Source organism: Rhodococcus baikonurensis, from assembly GCF_040489275.1.
In the GTDB taxonomy this organism is placed as follows: Bacteria; Actinomycetota; Actinomycetes; order Mycobacteriales; family Mycobacteriaceae; genus Rhodococcus_F; species Rhodococcus_F baikonurensis.
The window spans coordinates 274,133-291,247 of sequence record NZ_JBEUOQ010000008.1 but is presented as its reverse complement, the minus strand read 5'-3'; the positions used below and the strand labels follow the sequence as shown (position 1 = coordinate 291,247).

The following is a 17,115-nucleotide window of genomic DNA, read 5'->3' as shown; positions in this document are numbered from 1 at the left end:
TCGTCCGCATCTCGGATCTTCACGGAGGCGTTATGAACTTAGTTGCAGTTCTCGGAGTCGTGAACAGCCTGGTAACCCTCGGGTTCGCCAACACTGTTGCCACCTTTGGCGGTTTCCTCACCAACGTCAACATTCAGACAATCTACTGATCGCGCAATCCTCGTCGAACATCAACGCTTGATCGCTTCGATAGCTTTCAGGACTCGCTTTTCGGATATCGGTGTGGGTGTACCGAGGGACTGCGCAAACAGACTCACGCGCAGTTCTTCGATCATCCAGCTGATCGCGTCGACGTCCCTGGCCGTGCGTCGCTCTTCGGGAAGTGAACTCAACAACCGGTCGTACGCTGCGTACACCCGGTCGAGGACATCCATCGCCTGCTGATCTCGTTGTGCGCTTGCAGGCAGAGCTTCGAGACGGAATTTTGCTGCGGCAAGATACCGCGGCAAATCGCGTAGGCGCGCTGAGCCCAATTCGGCGACGAAACCCGGAAAAAGCAGTGAGGTCAACTGCTCTCGGACGTCGTCGGCTGCCTCCCCGCGTGAGCGTTCGAGGACGACGCTCAGTTGGTGGGCGTGTTCGAGGATCGGAACAATCATGCGCAGGATCGCGGAAACGCGCCCGGCCAGTTCGGAGCGTGCGATCTTCACCAGGGCGTCGAAGGCCTCAGGCGTGCGCACCGGTCCACCGTGGGCCGCAATCACTTCGTTGGCAGCTGCCACTCGGCAATCCTCGACGAGGGCCTCCAAGCCGCCGTCCGGATTCTGGCCGAGCGCCAGACGCTGCGCGTTCGACAAGCCGGCGGTCACTGCCTTGAGTTGGGTGGGAACGGCCGCCAGGAGAAGCGCCCGAGTGCCTTCCCGCATCGCCTGCGCCTGCGCAGCCGGTGTACTCAGGACACGAACGGCAACTCCGCCGTTTTCCGGCACCAGTGCCGGGTATCCGGTTACCTGCTGCCCGCCGATGGAGCGAGTGATGGTCGGTTCCAACGCGCCGAGTGTCTCGGATGTCCAGACGGTTGCCGCTGCCCGTTCGGTACCGGTTGCCGCCTTGGCTACTTCTTTCTGCACGCGCGGGGCGAGCGCGCGTCGCAGCTGCGCCAGATCCTTACCCTTCGCGAGAACCTTGCCCGATTCGTCCTCGACGACAAACGTCATCCGAAGATGGTCGGGCAGCGCGGCGGGATCAAAGTCCTTGGCGTCGATCTGGATCCCGCCCAAGTGCGAGAGTTCACGGGCCATTGCGGTCATCAACGGCTCGGATCGAGGTTTGACTGCTGCCAACGCTGCGGCGGCGTAGTCGGGTGCCGGCACGACAGCGCGTCGAATGTTCTTGGGCAACGTCTTGATCAGAGCGGTAACCAGGTCGACGCGCATACCCGGGACCAACCAGTCGAAGCCGACCGGCTGAAGTTGCGCGAGCAGGCCGACCGGGATGTGCGCGCTGACGCCGTCGTCATCCTTTCCGGGTTCGAATTGGTAAGTGAGCGGAAACTGCATGTCGCCCTGGCGCCACGCGTCCGGGTACTCGCCACCGAGGACTGCAGCGGCGTCGGAGTTGACCACGGTTTCCGGCGTGAACGTCAGCAGACTCGGATTCTTGCGCCGCTCAGTCTTCCACCACTGGTCGAAATGCTTGGCGGACACGGCTTCCTGGCCGATACGTTCGTCGTAGAACTCGTAGAGAGTCTCGTCGTCTACGAGGATGTCGCGGCGGCGCGCACGGTTCTCGAGTTCCTCGACGTTGTCGAGCAGTGCGCGGTTCTCGTGGAAGAACTTGTGGTTCGTCTGCCATTCCCCCTGCACCAGCGCATGGCGGATGAAGAGATCGCGGGAGGCCTCGGGATCGATTCGCGAGTACGTCACTGCGCGGCCGGTCACGAGGGGAACTCCGTAGAGAGTGACCCGCTCGTATGCCATCGCCGAGCCTCGCTTGGAGGACCAGTGCGGTTCGGAATAGGTCCGTTTCACCAGGTGCGGGGCGAGCTTTTCGGCCCACTCGGGTTCGATACGCGCGGACATGCGCGCCCACAGCCTCGACGTTTCCACGAGTTCGGCGGCCATGACCCAGCGTGGTGGCTTCTTGAACAGTCCCGATCCGGGGAAGATCGCGAAGTGGCTGCCCCTGGCGCCGAGGTAGTCCCGCTTCTCGCCCTCGCGTAGCCCGATATGCGAGAGCAATCCGGCGAGGAGCGACTGATGGATCGCGTTCTCGCTTGCCGGCGTCTCTCCCACTGTCCAGCCGAGACCGCGCGTGATCTGCCGGAGTTGCCCGTGCAGATCCTGCCATTCGCGGATCCGGAGCCAGTGCAGGAACTCGTTCCGGCACATCTTGCGGAACTGGTTGGAGGACAGATCGTTACGTTGTTCGCGTAAGTAGTCCCACAGTTTCAGGTAGGCCAGGAAATCGGAGTTCTCGACGTTGAACCTGGCATGCTTTTCGTCGGCTGCCTGTTGGAATTCGGCGGGCCGTTCGCGAACGTCCTGAATGGACAGTGCCGCGACGATGACAAGGGTTTCGTGAAGGCAACCGTTGTTCTTGGCTTCCACCAGCATTCGTGCCATCCGCGGATCCACCGGAATCTGGGCCAGCTCGCGGCCGACGGGCGTCAGTTCGGGGTGGCTGGCCTCGGAACCTCGCGCGATGGCGCCGAGTTCTTCGAGGAGTCCGATTCCGTCCTTCACCGCGCGCTGGTCCGGCGGTTCGACGAAGGGGAAGGCCGCGATGTCGCCCAGGCCGAGAGCCGTCATCTGCAAGATCACGGATGCGAGGTTGGTTCGCAGGATCTCCGGTTCGGTGAATGCCGGCCGTGACTCGAAGTCCTCCTCGGAGTACAGGCGGATGCAGATTCCTTCGGCGACGCGGCCGCAACGCCCGGAGCGCTGACGCGCCGACGCTTGGGAAATCGGTTCGATCGGCAACCGCTGCACTTTGGTGCGTACCGAGTATCGCGAAATGCGCGCCGTTCCTGGATCGACGACGTACCGAATGCCGGGAACGGTCAGCGAGGTCTCCGCCACGTTGGTTGCGAGGACGACGCGTCGGCCGGTGTGCGGCGAGAACACCTTGTGTTGTTCGGCGGCCGACAGCCGCGCGTACAGCGGGACGACTTCGGTGTTGCGAAGACGCCGATCGCGCAAAGCGTCTGCGGTGTCGCGAATTTCGCGTTCGCCGGAGAGGAAGACCAGGATGTCGCCTTCGCCCTCCGCGCTCAGCTCGTCGACAGCCTCGCAGACCGCGTCGACGGGATCGCGGTCGAAGGTGATGTCGCCGGATTCGACAGTCAGTGGCCGGTAACGCATTTCGACGGGGAACGTTCGCCCGGATACCTCGACGATCGGCGCGGGCTTACCGTCGACAGCGAAGTGCTCGGCGAAGCGTTCGGGATCGATGGTCGCCGACGTGATGATGACCTTGAGGTCGGGTCGGCGGGGGAGCAGCTGAGCCAGGTACCCGAGGATGAAGTCGATGTTGAGGCTGCGTTCGTGCGCTTCGTCGATGATCAGCGTGTCGTAGCGTCGGAGCATACGGTCGCGCTGAATTTCGGCGAGGAGAATGCCGTCGGTCATGAGCTTGACGTAGGTGCGATCCGAGACCTGGTCGGTGAACCGCACGGTGTATCCGACGGCGTCGCCGAGTTCGGTGTCGAGTTCTTCGGCGATACGTTCGGCAACGGTGCGGGCTGCCAACCGGCGCGGCTGTGTATGTCCGATCAGTCCGCGGACGCCACGTCCGAGTTCGAGACAGATCTTCGGGATCTGGGTTGTCTTACCCGAGCCGGTCTCGCCGGCGACGATGACAACCTGATTCTCCGAGATCGCGGTCGCGATGTCGTCCTTGCGCTGACTGACGGGCAGGGCTTCGGGGTACGAGACCGCGGGAACACTGACTGCGCGGGCAGCCAAGCGTGTGCGTGCCTTCTCGATTTCTTCGGCCAGCGCCACCAGAGCGTCTGGTGTGCGGGCGCGGTCGAGTTTGCGACGGAGTCGACTCTCGTCGCGGAGTGAGACCTGTGCCAGCGCGCTCTTCAGGTCACTCCGCTTGGGGGAGAGCGGGGCCGGTGGTGTTGTAGACATGCTGATGACAGCCTATCGAACGCATTCACAACTACCGCTCGCAGATCGTAGTGATGTGCAAATATCGTCGAGTGACGACAAATACCGCAAATGAGTCATCGGTGCCTGTCGCGTCGACACCTGTTGCCGTGCGAGTACTTCGATTGTTGTTCGCGCTCTACGGACTCACTGCGTTGTTGTGGATCCCGATTCGCAACGCCGACGGATTCTCGTTGTCGAACTATCTGAGCTACTTCACCATCGAGAGCAATATCCTCGCGGTGTTCGTGTTGCTGGTGGGTGCATTTCGTGATCCGCAATCGAGGACATGGCAGTCGATTCGTGGCGCGGTGACTCTGTACATGGTCATCACCGGAATCATCTACGCCGTCCTACTCGCGAACATCGACGTCAATTTGAACGACGCGTGGATCAACTCGGCGCTGCACCGCATTCTTCCGCTGGTGATGCTCCTCGACTGGGTGTTCTTCGCTTCGCGGCACAGGATCTCCGAAATTCGCTCGCTGCAGTGGCTGCTGTTTCCGGTGATCTACGCGGTGTACACGTTGATTCGAGGTCCGATCGTCGACTGGTATCCGTACCCGTTCATGGATCCGCGCCACCAGGGCTACCTGGCCCTGTTCATTGGATTTGTCGTGCTGGGCATCGCGATGGCCCTGATGGCGTTGGCGGTCAATGCCGTCGGACGGTTGGGCGCCGGGCTACGCGGCCGGAACGCCCCGCAGTCCTAGCCCGCTTCCGGTGGCGATCACCTGATCGAGTCGGTCGATGTTCGGGTGCTTGCCGGGGTTCGATCGCGCGTCCTCGGTGTGCTCGGCGAAGATCGTCAGTCCTGCTGTCGCGGCTTCGGGTGTCAGGGCGCCGTAGACCTCGGCAAGATGGTTGTACACCTTGACCGAGCCGGACTTTCCGGGCTTGTTCTCCACGGTGTCGACGACGGTTCCGTCGGCGTCGAGTACCTCGATGGCGGCCAGATGATCGATGGTGGGCAGTGCGGCGAGATTGTCGGCAAAAGTCATGGTCGACAGATTACGTGTGTACCCGGAAATGCCGGTGCCCGGCGAGCGCCGTCGTGCGCCGATTCCCGGTGTCGATATAGTCGCAGCACATCGTTTGCACACCAGCATCGTTTGTATTCGAAGGGGACAATGATGGCTTCGGCATTGTGGCACGGGTTCGCGGACATGGGCGCTGTGGAGAAGAACGGCGCGTTTGTCGTCTCTCGCGGTGAGGGGGCGTACATCTGGGACCGCGAGGGCACTCGGTATCTGGATGCGACGGCGGGCTTGTGGTTCACCAATGTCGGGCACGGGCGCGCCGAGATCGCGGATGCGGTGGCGGCTCAGTTGTCGAAGATTGCGCATTTCTCGAATTTCGGTGATTTCGTTCCCGAGACGACGCAGGTGTTGGCGGAGCGGTTGGCGACGATTGCGCCGGTTGCCGGGAGCAAGATCTTTTTCACCTCGGGTGGTTCGGATTCGGTGGACACTGCGGCGAAGCTCGCTCGTCGGTATTGGCATGAGGTGGGGCAGCCGGAGAAGGCGATCATTGTCGGTCGTCAGAAGGCGTATCACGGAATGCATGTTGCGGGAACGGCTCTGGCGGGTATTCCGGTGAACCGTGAGGGTTACGGCGAGCTGATGGCGGATGCGGCGACGGTCGGTTGGGATGATGCGAAGAGTCTGCTCGAGTTGATCGAGCGGGTCGGTGCGAACAAGATCGCGGCGTTTTTCGCGGAGCCGATCATCGGTGCGGGTGGGGTGTATCTTCCGCCGGAGGGGTATCTGGCGGAGGTGCGTGACATCTGCCGTGAGCACGACATTCTGTTTGTCGTCGACGAGGTGGTGACCGGTTTCGGTCGTATCGGCGGCGAGTGGTTCGCGTCCACTCGTTTCGATTTGCAGCCGGACATGATGACCACGGCGAAGGGTTTGACGTCGGGTTATGTTCCGATGGGTGCGGTGTTCATCGCGCCGCGGGTGGCGGAGCCGTTTTATGCGGGTTCGTGGTGGCGTCATGGTTACACGTACGGCGGGCATGCCGGTGCTGCTGCGGCGGCGATGGCGAACCTCGACATTGTCGAGCGTGAGAATTTGCTCGGGGAGTCGAAGCGTTTGGAGGCGTCGTTGCATACGCATCTGCAGCCGTTGGCGGAGCATCCGCGGGTGGCGGAGGTTCGTAGTGGGCTCGGTGCGGTCGCTGCGGTGCAGTTGGTTGATCCGGCTGAGGCGTTGCCGTTCGTGAAGACGTTGCGTGAGCACGGTATTTCGGGGCGTGCTGCGGGTCAGGGTGCGATGCAGATTTCGCCGACGTTCGTGATGACCGATGATCAGGTCGCGGAGATGGCAGCAGGGATCCTCGCAGCCCTCGGATGAGTTCAGTTGCGGCGCCGGAAGAGCTTCTCGATTCGGCGCCGCACTGCGTTGGGTGCAGGTTCGAGTTCCAGAACTTCTTGCTCCGACTGCTTGGCGTAGGCCTGGGTGTACCGCTCGTGCAGTACCGAGCGAATCTCGTCCGGAGAGTAGGCCCGACGCTGGCGTTCGCCGCGCGCAACTAGGACCCCGGTGGCGGCAATGCCCATGGCACCAGCGAGGCCGACCAGTTTCCAAACGTGCGAGGCGCGCAGAGGAGTAGGGAGTTTCATCCCTCTACGCTAGAGGCATGGACCGACGATTGCTTTCGCAGGTGAGTCTCGACGAGGCCGCCGCGGCGACCCGCACGGGCGACATCTGGATCTTCCGCGGAGAGTCGACGGCCGACCGGGCCATCCAGACGTTGACCAACAGTCCGGTCAATCACGTGGGAATGTCGGTGGTGATCGACGACCTTCCGCCGCTGATGTGGCATGCGGAACTCGGTCACTCGCTGCAGGACATGTGGACCGGACGCTTTCAGCGTGGTGTCCAACTGCACGATCTGAGGTCGGCGGTTCAGGTGTGGGGAGCCAAGTATGGGCAGCGCGGATGGTTGCGCCAACTCGACCACGAGATCACCCGTGAGCAGGAAGACGCTCTGCTCAAGACGATCGCGCGACTGGACGGCACACCGTTCCCGTCGACGGCCAAGCTCGCCTCACGCTGGTTCGGGGGCCGAATCCCGAAGCTGCGCAAGAAGTCCGACGTATCGGCAGTAGCCGCCGAGAGCGCCTACTGCGCCGAAGTGGTTGCCAAGACCTATGAAGCGATGGGTCTGCTTGTCGGTAATCGTCGGATCAACTGGTTCGACCCGGGCAAATTCTGGAGTGGAGATCAGTTGCCCCTCGCACCGGGAGTTGCGCTCGGTGACGAGATCTCGGTGACTCTCAGCCCAAGTGACCTCGAGGCCGGACGCAATCCCGCCGGGTACTCACAAGGTTCGTGACGGCTCGGCGACGACGCGGCCGCCGACTTCGAGCCACCCTTCGGGGGAGAAGGTGGTGTGAAGCACCGATCCGCGTCCCTGGGTGATGAGCAATGATTTCCTCAACCGGTCCGTGATGCGTAGCGCTGCCGATCCGGTGGCCTCGTCCTCGGCGATTCCCATCACCGGTGCGAACATGCGTGCGCGGATGGCAGCTTCGAGCTTGTCCTGCCATGCCCACAGATACGAATGATCCGCCTCGTAGTCGGACGGATCGGCGTCGATGACGTCGTCGACCGTGTCCATCGGATAGATCGCGAATTCCGGTGCCCACTCGGCACGCGCGCGTACCCATGTGAGAGCGCCGGATTGGCGGACGTCGACACTGCCGGCGGGAACGTCGAGGGCGGTCACGCGGCGGCCCTGCTCGCCCAGCCACCACGTGGCACCGACGGTCGGGTGCCCGGCGAAGGGGAGTTCTACTGCCGGAGTGAAGATCTGGACCCGGGCACGCGAGGCGCCGTAATCCGGAACGTCGATGAAGATGGTCTCGCTGTAGTCGAGTTCCTTCGCGACGGCTTGTCGATCCGATTCTGCAACCGTGGACGCGTCGACGATTCCCAGCGGATTGCCGTGCTTGCCGTTCTCGTCCGTGAAGACCCGGACCACACTCACCTCGATACCCATCGGTCCACCCTAGCGCGCGAAAAGCCCTCCCCACCTTCACGGTGGGGAGGGCTCGTCGAACTGCAGCCGGGTCCGAGTGATCAGACCTGTGCGGCAGAGAGGATCTCGTTGGCTTCGACAGCCTGTGCGACGCCCGCGACGATGGAACCGGCGCGGATCGCTTCGAAGATGACCTCGCGGTCGACACCTTCCTGGCGGAGGGTGTTTTCGTGAGCTTCGAGGCAGTGGTTGCAGCCGTTGATCGCGGACACTGCAAGCGACCACAATTCGAAGTCGGCCTTGTCGACGCCCGGGTTGCCGATGATGTTCATCCGCAGGCCGGCACGAAGGTCGTCGTACTTACCGTCGAGGTAGCCCTTGGTGCGGTAGAAGACGTTGTTCATGCCCATGATCGACGCTGCGCCGAGAGCGGCGTTGTACGCCTCTGCCGACAGGTTGTCGGCAGCCTCGGATGCAATCTCCTTGAGCGTGGACGCAGACTTGGTGGCTGCGGCCGTTGCGAGGAGCGTTCCCCACAACTGCTGCTCATTCAGGACCGTCGTGCGCGCAATGGAACTCAGGTTGAGCTTGAGGTCCTTCGCGTACTCGGGAAGCGAGTTCTTGAGGTTCTCGACGCTCATACTCAGACGCTCGCAGTCAGGAGTTCGCCGGCGTTGATGGTCGGGTCGCCCTTCTTCCAGTTGCATGCGCACAGCTCGTCGCTCTGGAGAGCGTCGAGGACGCGGAGAACCTCGTCGACGTTACGGCCGACGGAACCGGCTGTGACGGAGACGAACTGGATCTCGTTGTTGGGGTCGACGATGAACGTCGCGCGGTCTGCAACGCCGTCGGCGTTGAGGACGCCGGTGGCCTCGGCAAGCTCGCGCTTGAGGTCCGAGAGCATCGGGAAGGGGAGGGTCTTGAGCTCTTCGTGCTGTGCACGCCACTGGAAGTGCACGAACTCGTTGTCGACGGAAGCACCGAGAACCTGAGCGTCACGGTCTGCGAACTCGTCGTTGAGCTTGCCGAATGCAGCAATCTCGGTGGGGCACACGAAGGTGAAGTCCTTGGGCCAGAAGAAGACGATGCGCCACTTGCCTGCGTAGTCGTCGCTGGTGACGGTGGTGAAGTAGTCATCGGGCTGCTGGGCATCGACCTTGGACAGGTCGCCGCCGATGACAGCCGTGAGGTTGTAAGCGGGGAACTGGTCGCCGATTGTGAGCAGAGCCATGTGTCTCATTCTCCTACGTGTCTCGTGAACAGGAATTTCTTGCGCACACGATCCGGCTGTTCGGATTGTGACGGCCGAACGTGCTGGATCGAGAGGGTTTGTCACCGTCAGCGGGTCGGACGGTTTCGACTGGAGTGTCGAGGTTGTGACCGGCGCTTTTTGGTATGAGTCCATTCTGCATCAAACCGTTCAAAAGGTAAAGGTGATGGGTGGCACTACACTGATAGGCATGTCTGATCAGACTTATCAACCTTCCTTGTCACAGCTGCGTGCCTTCGTGTCGGTGGCCGAGTATCGGCACTTCGGTACTGCCGCAGCACGTTCCGGTGTGAGCCAACCCACACTGTCCCAGGCGCTGGCGGCGCTCGAGGCGGGCCTGGGGGTCAAGCTGATCGAACGGAGTACGCGGCGCGTGCTCGTGACTGCGGACGGGCAGCGCTTGCTCGGTCAGGCCAAGCAGATTCTCGAGGCTGCCGACGGTTTCGTCGCGAGTGCCGCCGGCTCCGGCGACTCTCTGACCGGACCGCTCCGCATCGGGTTGATCCCGACCGTTGCGCCCTACATTCTTCCGGGGTTGTTGCCGGAGCTGCGCGACAAGCTGCCGTCGTTGGCGCCGCAGATCGTCGAGGATCAGACGGCGCGCCTACTCGATGCACTGCGATCGGGAGCGCTCGACGTAGCTGTGTTGGCGCTTCCTGCCGGAACGCCCGGCCTGGTGGAAGTTCCTGTGTACGAAGAGGATTTTGTGATGGTCGTGCCGGACGATCACTCCTTGGCCGGACGTGTCGATCTCACGGTGGACGTGCTCGACGCGCTGCCGTTGCTCTTGCTCGACGACGGCCACTGCCTGCGCGACCAGACGTTGGATCTGTGCCGTTCCGTAGACGCTCATCCGCTTGCCGGCGACACGCGGGCGACGTCGCTCGCGACGGTCGTGCAGTGTGTGGCCGGGGGACTCGGGGTGACTTTGGTCCCGGAATCTGCTGTTGCAGTGGAGGTTCGACGCGGAGATTTGTCGACGGCGCGCTTCGCGTCGCCGGCTCCAGGTCGTACGATCGGCGTCGTGTTCCGCTCTTCGAGTGGCCGAGCAGAAGGATTCCGTCAGCTGGCCGAGTTGGTCCGTTCGGTCAGCCCGACAGTTCCTCGATGACGTAACTCGTTCGACGTCGACGTGAAAGCTAGTCGAGAGAGCCTTCTTTCACGGCAATGACGGCTCCGGGATTGAGAATTCCCAGGGGGTCGAGCGCATCCTTGACCTTGCGATTGAGGGTCATGACGTCGTCACCCAACTGTGACGGCAGCCAGTCGCGCTTGAGTCGACCGACCCCGTGTTCGCCGGTGATCGTGCCGCCCAGCGCGATGGCGAGATCCATCACCCGCCCGAATGCGATCTGTGCGCGTTCGGTCATGTCCGGATCGGCGGGGTCGAAAACGATGAGCGGGTGTGTATTTCCGTCTCCGGCATGCGCCACCGTGCAGATCAGGACATCGAGGTCGTCGGCGATGGCTTCGACTCCGGTTACGAGCTGGGGGAGTGCGCGCATGGGAACGCCCACGTCTTCGAGAAGCAGACTTCCCATCGCGAGCACTGCCGGGAACACTGCCCGCCGTGCCGCCGCAAAAGCGTCACCTTCGGCCTGGTCGTCGGTGGCGAATACCTCGGTGGCTCCGTTGTTTTCGCACGCCTGAACAATCGTCTCGATTTCCAGCACGCCTGCCGCGCCGGGTGCGTCGGACTGCGCGAGCAGCAGTGCGTGAGCCTTGCGGTTCAGACCCATGCGTACCGAATCCTCGACGGCATTGATGCTGGCATGGTCCATGAACTCGAGCATCGCCGGACGCATGTTGCCGGTGATCGCCAAGACCGCGTCGGCAGCCTCTTGTACCGAGTCGAACGACGCGACGACGGTTGATGCGGGCGGCTGCGCGGGAATCAAACGCAGGGTGATTTCCGTGATGATGCCGAGAGTTCCCTCACTACCCACGAACAGTTTCGTGAGTGAGAGTCCGGCGACGTCCTTGAGAAGGGGGCCACCGAGGCTGACCGCTGTCCCGTCTGCCAGCACGACCCGAAGTCCGAGAACGTAGTCGGTGGTTACTCCGTACTTGACGCAGCAGAGTCCGCCGGCGTTGGTGGCTGCATTGCCGCCGATGGAACAGATCTCGAAGGACGAGGGGTCCGGCGGGTACCAGAGTCCGTGCTCTGCGGCTGCTTTCTTGACCTCCGCATTCATCAAGCCGGGCTGAGTAACGGCCACACGGGCAACCGGGTCGATCGTGATCTGTCGCATTCGCTCGGTGCTGACCACGATGCAACCGTCGACGGCGCTGGATCCACCGGAAAGGCCCGAGCCGGCACCTCTGGGAACCACCGGTACGCGGTTGGCGGTTGCCCATCGCATGACTGCTTGGATGTCTTCCGTGCACGTTGCGCGAACCACGGCAGCGGGGTGGCCGGCGGTCGGATCGGCAGCCCAGTCCTGGCGGTAGCCCGCGGTCAGGTCAGGATCCAGCAGGACGGCTCCCTCGGGGAGTGCCGCTACCAATTCGTCGAGGGCTGAAGAACTCGCGGGAGTCATACTCTCATCATGCTCGACGGAGTTCGACGATGCGCCGTTTCGCGGCCCGCAGCGCGGTTCACTCGCGGCTGAACAGTTCAGCGATGTCAGGCAACGATCTTCCGAGTTGCCGGCTGAATCCCTAGCGGCCCTTCTGCTTTCCGGAGAACCGGCCACCCGAACTCTTGGTCCCACCGGACTTCCCGCTACCCGATTTGCCGCCGGCCTTGGCCTTACCGGAACCGGCGTTGCGTCCGGAAATGTTCTTCGCGGTGCCGGCGCCCTTTGCCTTCTGACCGTTCTTGGCAGCTTCTGCACGACGCTCACGGGCCGCGATCTTGGCTTTCACGGAACCCTTGATCTTCTCGGCCGGCTCGCCGTTCCGGCCGCGGGAACTTTGTGCCGTGCGGCCTCGCACGATGCCGATCAGTTCCTCGACGAGATCTGTGGTCTTGGACTCCATCCATGCCAAAGCCACGGGAGCCTCGGGCGCACCGTCCACCGGACGGTAGGTCAGGTCCTTGCGATGGTGGAACCGCGCCAGCGAATGTGGCACGACGACAACGCCGACGCCGGCGGCCACCAACTCGATCGCGTCAGCGATGCTCGCGGGCCTGTCGGCGGCAGCTTTTCCAGGACGTGTCGGCCAGCCGAGTCTGTCGTCGAGTGGATCGAGCACTATCTCGTCCGCCAAATCGTCGACGGAGATCTGATCGACAGTAGTGAATACGTGATCCTTCGGTATCACCACGACCGGGGTTTCCGCATACAGCGAGATGGCGCTGATGCCGGTCCGGTCGATCGGCAGGCGAACCAAACCTGCATCTGCTTCACCTGCGCGAAGTGCAGCTTCGAGTTCGAGAACCGGGAACTGAACAAGTTCCAGACGCACCTCGGGAAGCCGCTCGTGCCACACCCGGACCCACTTGGTGGGCGTCACCCCCGGGGCGTACGCGAGTCGAAAAATTGCCTGACTATCCGCGTCTGTCACCAGGCAAGGCTACCGCCTTGGTAAAAGCACCCGTATCGGCTGGTTACTCTTGTTGCATGACGTCGAACAAAACTCCCCAGACGATGAAGCCGACGACGGCTGCCAAGAAGCTGGGTGTGTACCTGGAAGCAACACCTGCGCAGTTCCAGGAAGGCGACGTGACTCGTGACGAACTGACCGCTCTGCAGACCGATCCGCCGGAGTGGCTGCTGGAGCTGCGACGCACCGGACCGCACCCTCGCCCGGTCATCGCTGCCAAGTTGGGCATCTCGATCGCCGGTCTCGCTCGCGGCGGCGTCGAAGAGGCACTCACCACGGATCAGATCGCCGCACTCCTCGAAGAGAAGCCCGACTGGCTCGAGAAGGAACGCGCTGTTCAGGCCGACGTGCGGGCCGAGAACGTTCGCATCAAGGAAAAGCGCGCTGCTCGTCGTAATCAGCCGCGGAAGGCTCGAAGGGGCTGAAAGCCCCCTGTGCGCCTCACTGGTAGCGACCACTATCAGAAAGGCGCACAGGCGCTAGCCTTCTACGACGCTCAGCTCGTCGAATACGATTTCACCCGCGGCATCCGATTCCGGGATGTCGACGACGGCAAGCAGTGCCCATCCGTGATCGCCCTCCGGGTCCTCGAGCACCTGCCGCACCCGCCAGAACTCACCCTCTTCGGTGACTTGGAAGAGCGCCGGCCCGCGCGCCGACGGTCCGGTTCCGATGGTTGCGTACTCCTCGAAGTACGGGAGTAGTTGCTCTTCCCACTCAGCGGCGTCGATACCGTCCTCGAGGTTTTCCAGCTCGTTCCACTGCCGACGCGATGCGAGATCGATGCGTCGGAACATCGCATTGCGCACCATGACGCGGAATGCGCGCGGGTTCGCCGAGATGGGCCGGGGAATGTCGGCGCCGAACGCCACCTCTTCGGTGTCTGCTTCGGCTCCGGGATCGGTAAGTGACTCCCACTCGTCGAGAAGGCTCGAGTCGACCTGACGGATCAGCTCGCCCAACCACTCGATGATGTCTTCGAGTTCCTCGGTGCGTGTCTCCGTCGGGACGGTTTGCCGCAGGGCGCGGTACGCGTCGGCGAGGTAGCGCAGGACGAGGCCCTCGGATCGGGTGAGTCCGTAGTGGCTGATCAATTCGGCAAACGTCATGGCGCGTTCGATCATGTCGCGCACCACGGACTTGGGGGAGAGGGCGAACTCCGTGATCCACGGGTGGCCGCCGCGATACATTTCGAAAGCCGGGAACAGCAAGTCCGACAACGGTTTCGGCCAGGTGACCTCTTCGAGAAGCTCCATGCGCTCCTCGTACTCGATGCCGTCGGCCTTCATCTGTGCCACCGCTTCGCCGCGAGCGAAGTGCTGCTGCGCCATGAGCACCTGACGCGGATCGTCGAGCGTCGATTCGATGATCGAGACGACATCGAGTGCGTAACTGTCGGATTCGACGTCGAGGAGTTCGAATGCCGCCAAGGCGAACGGCGACAGAGGCTGGTTGAGCGCGAAGTCGCGCTGCAGGTCCATCGTCAACCGTGCCATCCGGCCGTGCTCGTCAGGTTCGTCGAGGCGCTCCACGATGCCGGCGCTGAGCAATCCGCGATACAGCGAGATCGCTTTGAGGATGTGCTTGCGCTGCGCCGGCCGCGATTCGTGGTTGTCTTCCAACAGGTGCCGCATCGCGTCGAAGCAGTTGCCCGGTCGGGCAATGACATTGAGCAGCATCGAGTTGCTGACCGAGAATCGTGACACCAACGGTTCGGGCGATGCCGCGACCAATCGGTCGAACGTCGCTTCGCTCCAGGACACAAACCCCTCGGGAGCCTTCTTGCGTTGAATCTTCTTGATCTTCTTCGGATCGTCGCCCGCCTTGGCGACGGCCCGCAGATTCTCCACCTCGTGTTCCGGTGCCTGGACGACAACGGTGCCCATCGTGTCGTAGCCCGCACGACCCGCGCGGCCGGCGATCTGATGGAACTCGCGGGCTTTCAGATGCCGTGTGCGGACGCCGTCGTACTTGGCGAGACCGGTGAGCAGTACCGTGCGGATCGGGACGTTGATGCCGACGCCGAGGGTGTCGGTACCGCAGATGACCTTGAGAAGTCCGTCCTGCGCGAGAACTTCGATGAGCCGTCGGTACTTGGGCAGCATGCCAGCATGGTGAACGCCGATGCCGTGCCGGACCAGGCGAGAGAGTGTCTTTCCGAACCCGGTGGTGAAGCGGAAACCGCCCAGTGCCTCGGCGATCGCTTCCTTCTCTTCCTTGGAACAGAAGTTGACGCTCGTCAGTGCCTGGGCGCGTTCGAGAGCGGCGGCCTGCGTGAAATGCACGATGTAGACGGGGGACTGGTTGGTGGTCACCAGATCTTCGATGGTTTCACCGACCGGCGTGGTCGCGTACGAGAACATCAGTGGCACGGGGCGTTCCGTGCCGGAGACGACGGTGGTGGGCTTGCCGGTGCGACGCGTCAGATCTTCGGAGAAGAAATCGACCTCACCGAGGGTTGCCGACATCAAGAGGAACTGGGCGTGCGGCAACTCGATGAGTGGAACCTGCCATGCCCAACCTCGATCTGGTTCGGAGTAGAAGTGGAACTCGTCCATCACGACCTGGCCGATATCGGAGTTCGGGCCCTCTCGCAGTGCGAGATTCGCGACGATCTCCGCCGTCGCACAAATGATCGGCGCCGACGAGTTCACGGCGGCATCACCGGTCATCATGCCGACGTTCTCGGCACCGAAGACTTCACAGAGCGCAAAGAATTTCTCGCTCACCAACGCCTTGATCGGCGCGGTGTAATACGTACGCTTGCCGAGCGACATCGCATAGAAATGCGCGCCGATCGCCACCATCGATTTGCCGGACCCGGTCGGCGTCGCAAGGATCACGTTTGCACCCGAGACCAACTCCATGACGGCCTCTTCCTGGGCCGGATAGAGCGTCAACCCTCGTTCGAGGGTCCACGAGGAGAAGGCGTCGAAAACGGAATCAGGATCCGCGTTGTCGGGGAGAAGTTCCGTCAGCAGCACTCGTACAGGCTAGCCGCAACCGCGGATCAGGTTGCGCTTCGCTCGTCCGAGCCCATGGCGTCGAGCACCGCCATGCGGGTGGACGACGTTCCGGTGATGGTGTTCTCGCCGACCCCGGAGATCAGCATGTGACGCCAGCGGGCCTCGTCGAAGACGAGTGGTGCGGTGCTGGAAAGAAAATCTTCGACGATCTGCAGGAAACGCATCGGATCGTCGCGGAACGGGAAGTGGCCCGAGCCGCGGAAGACTTCGAGTCGGGAGTTGGGCATGGCCGCATGCGCGAGGTGCGCGTGGGAGACCGGAATGACGGAGTCGTCGTCGCCCCAGATCAGTTGAACGGGCAGATTCTCGGTCAGATAACAGCGGTCGAGCATCGTGACGACCTGTCCGCGCCAGTCCACCACCGCCCGCAGGGTACGAAGGTACGCCTCGTAGGCCGTGGGGTCGGGGAGATCGGCGAGCACACGAATCAGGTCGGGAGTGTCGTGCAGCATGGTGCCGGGACGCAGATTTGAACCGTGCACGACGCCGGCAAGGTTTCCGGCCATTCGGACGAGCGGCATCGCTCCAGGTATCCGGAGCAGTTTGACGACCTCGTTGACCACCGGAACGGACATGAGGCGCAGCAACGGGTGGACGTCCTTGGTGACGCCACCGGCCGAGACCAGCACGAGGCGATCCACCATGTGTGGGAATTGGTAGGAGAACTGCATCGCGACGCCGCCACCGAGTGAATGTCCGATGACAGTGACGTGCTCGATGCCGAGCGTCGACAGGAGATCACGCATGCCGTTGGCGTACGCGGCTACCGAATAGTCGGCGCGCGGCTTGTCGGAGCGGCCGTGACCCAACAGGTCAGGTGCGATGACGGTGTACTTCTTGGCGAGGTGGGGAATGATCTCGGTCCACGTCGACGAGTTGTCGCCGATTCCGTGCAGGAGCAGTACTGCCGGGCCCTCTCCGGCTATCCGAAATGCGCGTCGGTAGCCGTGAATGGTCCGGAACATCATCCGAGGTTCCTCGTCGGGGACCGGTCGGAGCTGACGGTTCCGTGGTCTGCTCATGTCGCCTCCTGGCTCAGCGTGAGACCACGTTGACTGTCTGCTCCAGTTGTTGAGCCGTCAACGAAAATCTCACAGAGTTCGAGGCTATCCGACGGATGTGTCCTGAACAACAGCCCAGGTAACGGAGGGGTTGCGGAATGCGCACAATGTCGAATTATGCGCCCCGC

The 17,115-nt window shown here is 62.7% G+C and carries 15 protein-coding genes; 5 read left to right on the top strand and 10 right to left on the bottom strand.

All coding sequences use genetic code 11. The features are described 5' to 3' along the window. Nucleotides 1-170 precede the first annotated feature (170 nt). A complete protein-coding gene (gene hrpA, locus ABWI03_RS20515) occupies nt 171-4,076 on the bottom strand; it encodes an ATP-dependent RNA helicase HrpA (RefSeq protein ID WP_298779794.1) in 3,906 nt (1,301 codons plus the stop codon). Nucleotides 4,077-4,177: 101 nt separating this feature from the next. Here hrpA and ABWI03_RS20510 point away from each other — a divergent pair, with 101 nt between their 5' ends. Further along, complete coding sequence (locus ABWI03_RS20510; RefSeq protein ID WP_124569744.1) at nt 4,178-4,807, top strand: Pr6Pr family membrane protein; 630 nt, start codon at nt 4,178-4,180, stop codon at nt 4,805-4,807. Here ABWI03_RS20510 and ABWI03_RS20505 read toward each other — a convergent pair. Further along, nucleotides 4,778-5,095, bottom strand: a complete 318-nt coding sequence (locus tag ABWI03_RS20505) for a DUF2322 family protein (RefSeq protein ID WP_298779791.1) — start codon at nt 5,093-5,095, stop codon at nt 4,778-4,780. The genes ABWI03_RS20510 and ABWI03_RS20505 overlap by 30 nt on opposite strands. Nucleotides 5,096-5,227: 132 nt before the next feature. Between ABWI03_RS20505 and ABWI03_RS20500 the strand changes: the two genes are divergently transcribed. After that, nucleotides 5,228-6,451 carry an aminotransferase family protein gene (locus ABWI03_RS20500; RefSeq protein ID WP_353799032.1) on the top strand — a complete coding sequence of 408 codons (1,224 nt, stop codon included), beginning with the start codon at nt 5,228-5,230 and terminating at the stop codon, nt 6,449-6,451. A gap of 2 nt (nt 6,452-6,453) precedes the next feature. Here the strand turns inward: ABWI03_RS20500 and ABWI03_RS20495 are convergent, their stop codons facing one another. After that, entirely contained in the window at nt 6,454-6,720 is a 267-nt protein-coding gene (locus ABWI03_RS20495) for a hypothetical protein (RefSeq protein ID WP_095970552.1), read from the bottom strand. 17 nt (nt 6,721-6,737) lie between these two features. Between ABWI03_RS20495 and ABWI03_RS20490 the strand changes: the two genes are divergently transcribed. Beyond that, nucleotides 6,738-7,436 carry a hypothetical protein gene (locus ABWI03_RS20490; RefSeq protein ID WP_283376336.1) on the top strand — a complete coding sequence of 233 codons (699 nt, stop codon included), beginning with the start codon at nt 6,738-6,740 and terminating at the stop codon, nt 7,434-7,436. Here ABWI03_RS20490 and ABWI03_RS20485 read toward each other — a convergent pair. The 3 genes from ABWI03_RS20485 to ABWI03_RS20475 form a co-directional block, all read right to left on the bottom strand. After that, nucleotides 7,422-8,102, bottom strand: a complete 681-nt coding sequence (locus ABWI03_RS20485) for a PhzF family phenazine biosynthesis protein (RefSeq protein ID WP_298783603.1) — start codon at nt 8,100-8,102, stop codon at nt 7,422-7,424. The two genes, ABWI03_RS20490 and ABWI03_RS20485, sit on opposite strands and share 15 nt — an antisense overlap. Before the next feature lie 80 nt (nt 8,103-8,182). Continuing rightward, complete coding sequence (gene ahpD / locus ABWI03_RS20480; protein WP_003942122.1) at nt 8,183-8,722, bottom strand: alkylhydroperoxidase, AhpD family; 540 nt, start codon at nt 8,720-8,722, stop codon at nt 8,183-8,185. 2 nt (nt 8,723-8,724) lie between these two features. Further along, nucleotides 8,725-9,312: a peroxiredoxin gene (locus ABWI03_RS20475; RefSeq protein WP_095970549.1), complete on the bottom strand. Its 588-nt coding sequence runs from the start codon at nt 9,310-9,312 to the stop codon at nt 8,725-8,727. A 229-nt stretch (nt 9,313-9,541) separates the two neighbouring features. On the opposite strand from ABWI03_RS20475, the gene ABWI03_RS20470 reads away from it, so the two are divergent. Further along, nucleotides 9,542-10,462 carry a hydrogen peroxide-inducible genes activator gene (locus ABWI03_RS20470; RefSeq protein ID WP_095970736.1) on the top strand — a complete coding sequence of 307 codons (921 nt, stop codon included), beginning with the start codon at nt 9,542-9,544 and terminating at the stop codon, nt 10,460-10,462. A gap of 28 nt (nt 10,463-10,490) precedes the next feature. Here ABWI03_RS20470 and ABWI03_RS20465 read toward each other — a convergent pair whose 3' ends face one another. Both ABWI03_RS20465 and ABWI03_RS20460 read right to left on the bottom strand, forming a co-directional pair. Continuing rightward, nucleotides 10,491-11,891 carry an FAD-binding oxidoreductase gene (locus ABWI03_RS20465; protein WP_298783683.1) on the bottom strand — a complete coding sequence of 467 codons (1,401 nt, stop codon included), beginning with the start codon at nt 11,889-11,891 and terminating at the stop codon, nt 10,491-10,493. A gap of 121 nt (nt 11,892-12,012) precedes the next feature. Further along, a complete protein-coding gene (locus ABWI03_RS20460; protein ID WP_298783703.1) occupies nt 12,013-12,861 on the bottom strand; it encodes a LysR substrate-binding domain-containing protein in 849 nt (282 codons plus the stop codon). A gap of 56 nt (nt 12,862-12,917) precedes the next feature. Here ABWI03_RS20460 and ABWI03_RS20455 point away from each other — a divergent pair, with 56 nt between their 5' ends. Beyond that, nucleotides 12,918-13,325, top strand: coding sequence for a DUF5997 family protein (locus ABWI03_RS20455; RefSeq protein ID WP_095970546.1), 408 nt, complete (start codon nt 12,918-12,920; stop codon nt 13,323-13,325). A gap of 54 nt (nt 13,326-13,379) precedes the next feature. Here ABWI03_RS20455 and ABWI03_RS20450 read toward each other — a convergent pair whose 3' ends face one another. Then, complete coding sequence (locus ABWI03_RS20450) at nt 13,380-15,884, bottom strand: DEAD/DEAH box helicase (protein ID WP_298783737.1); 2,505 nt, start codon at nt 15,882-15,884, stop codon at nt 13,380-13,382. 26 nt (nt 15,885-15,910) lie between these two features. Continuing rightward, nucleotides 15,911-16,948, bottom strand: coding sequence for an alpha/beta fold hydrolase (locus ABWI03_RS20445; protein ID WP_007732813.1), 1,038 nt, complete (start codon nt 16,946-16,948; stop codon nt 15,911-15,913). Nucleotides 16,949-17,115: the final 167 nt, after the last annotated feature.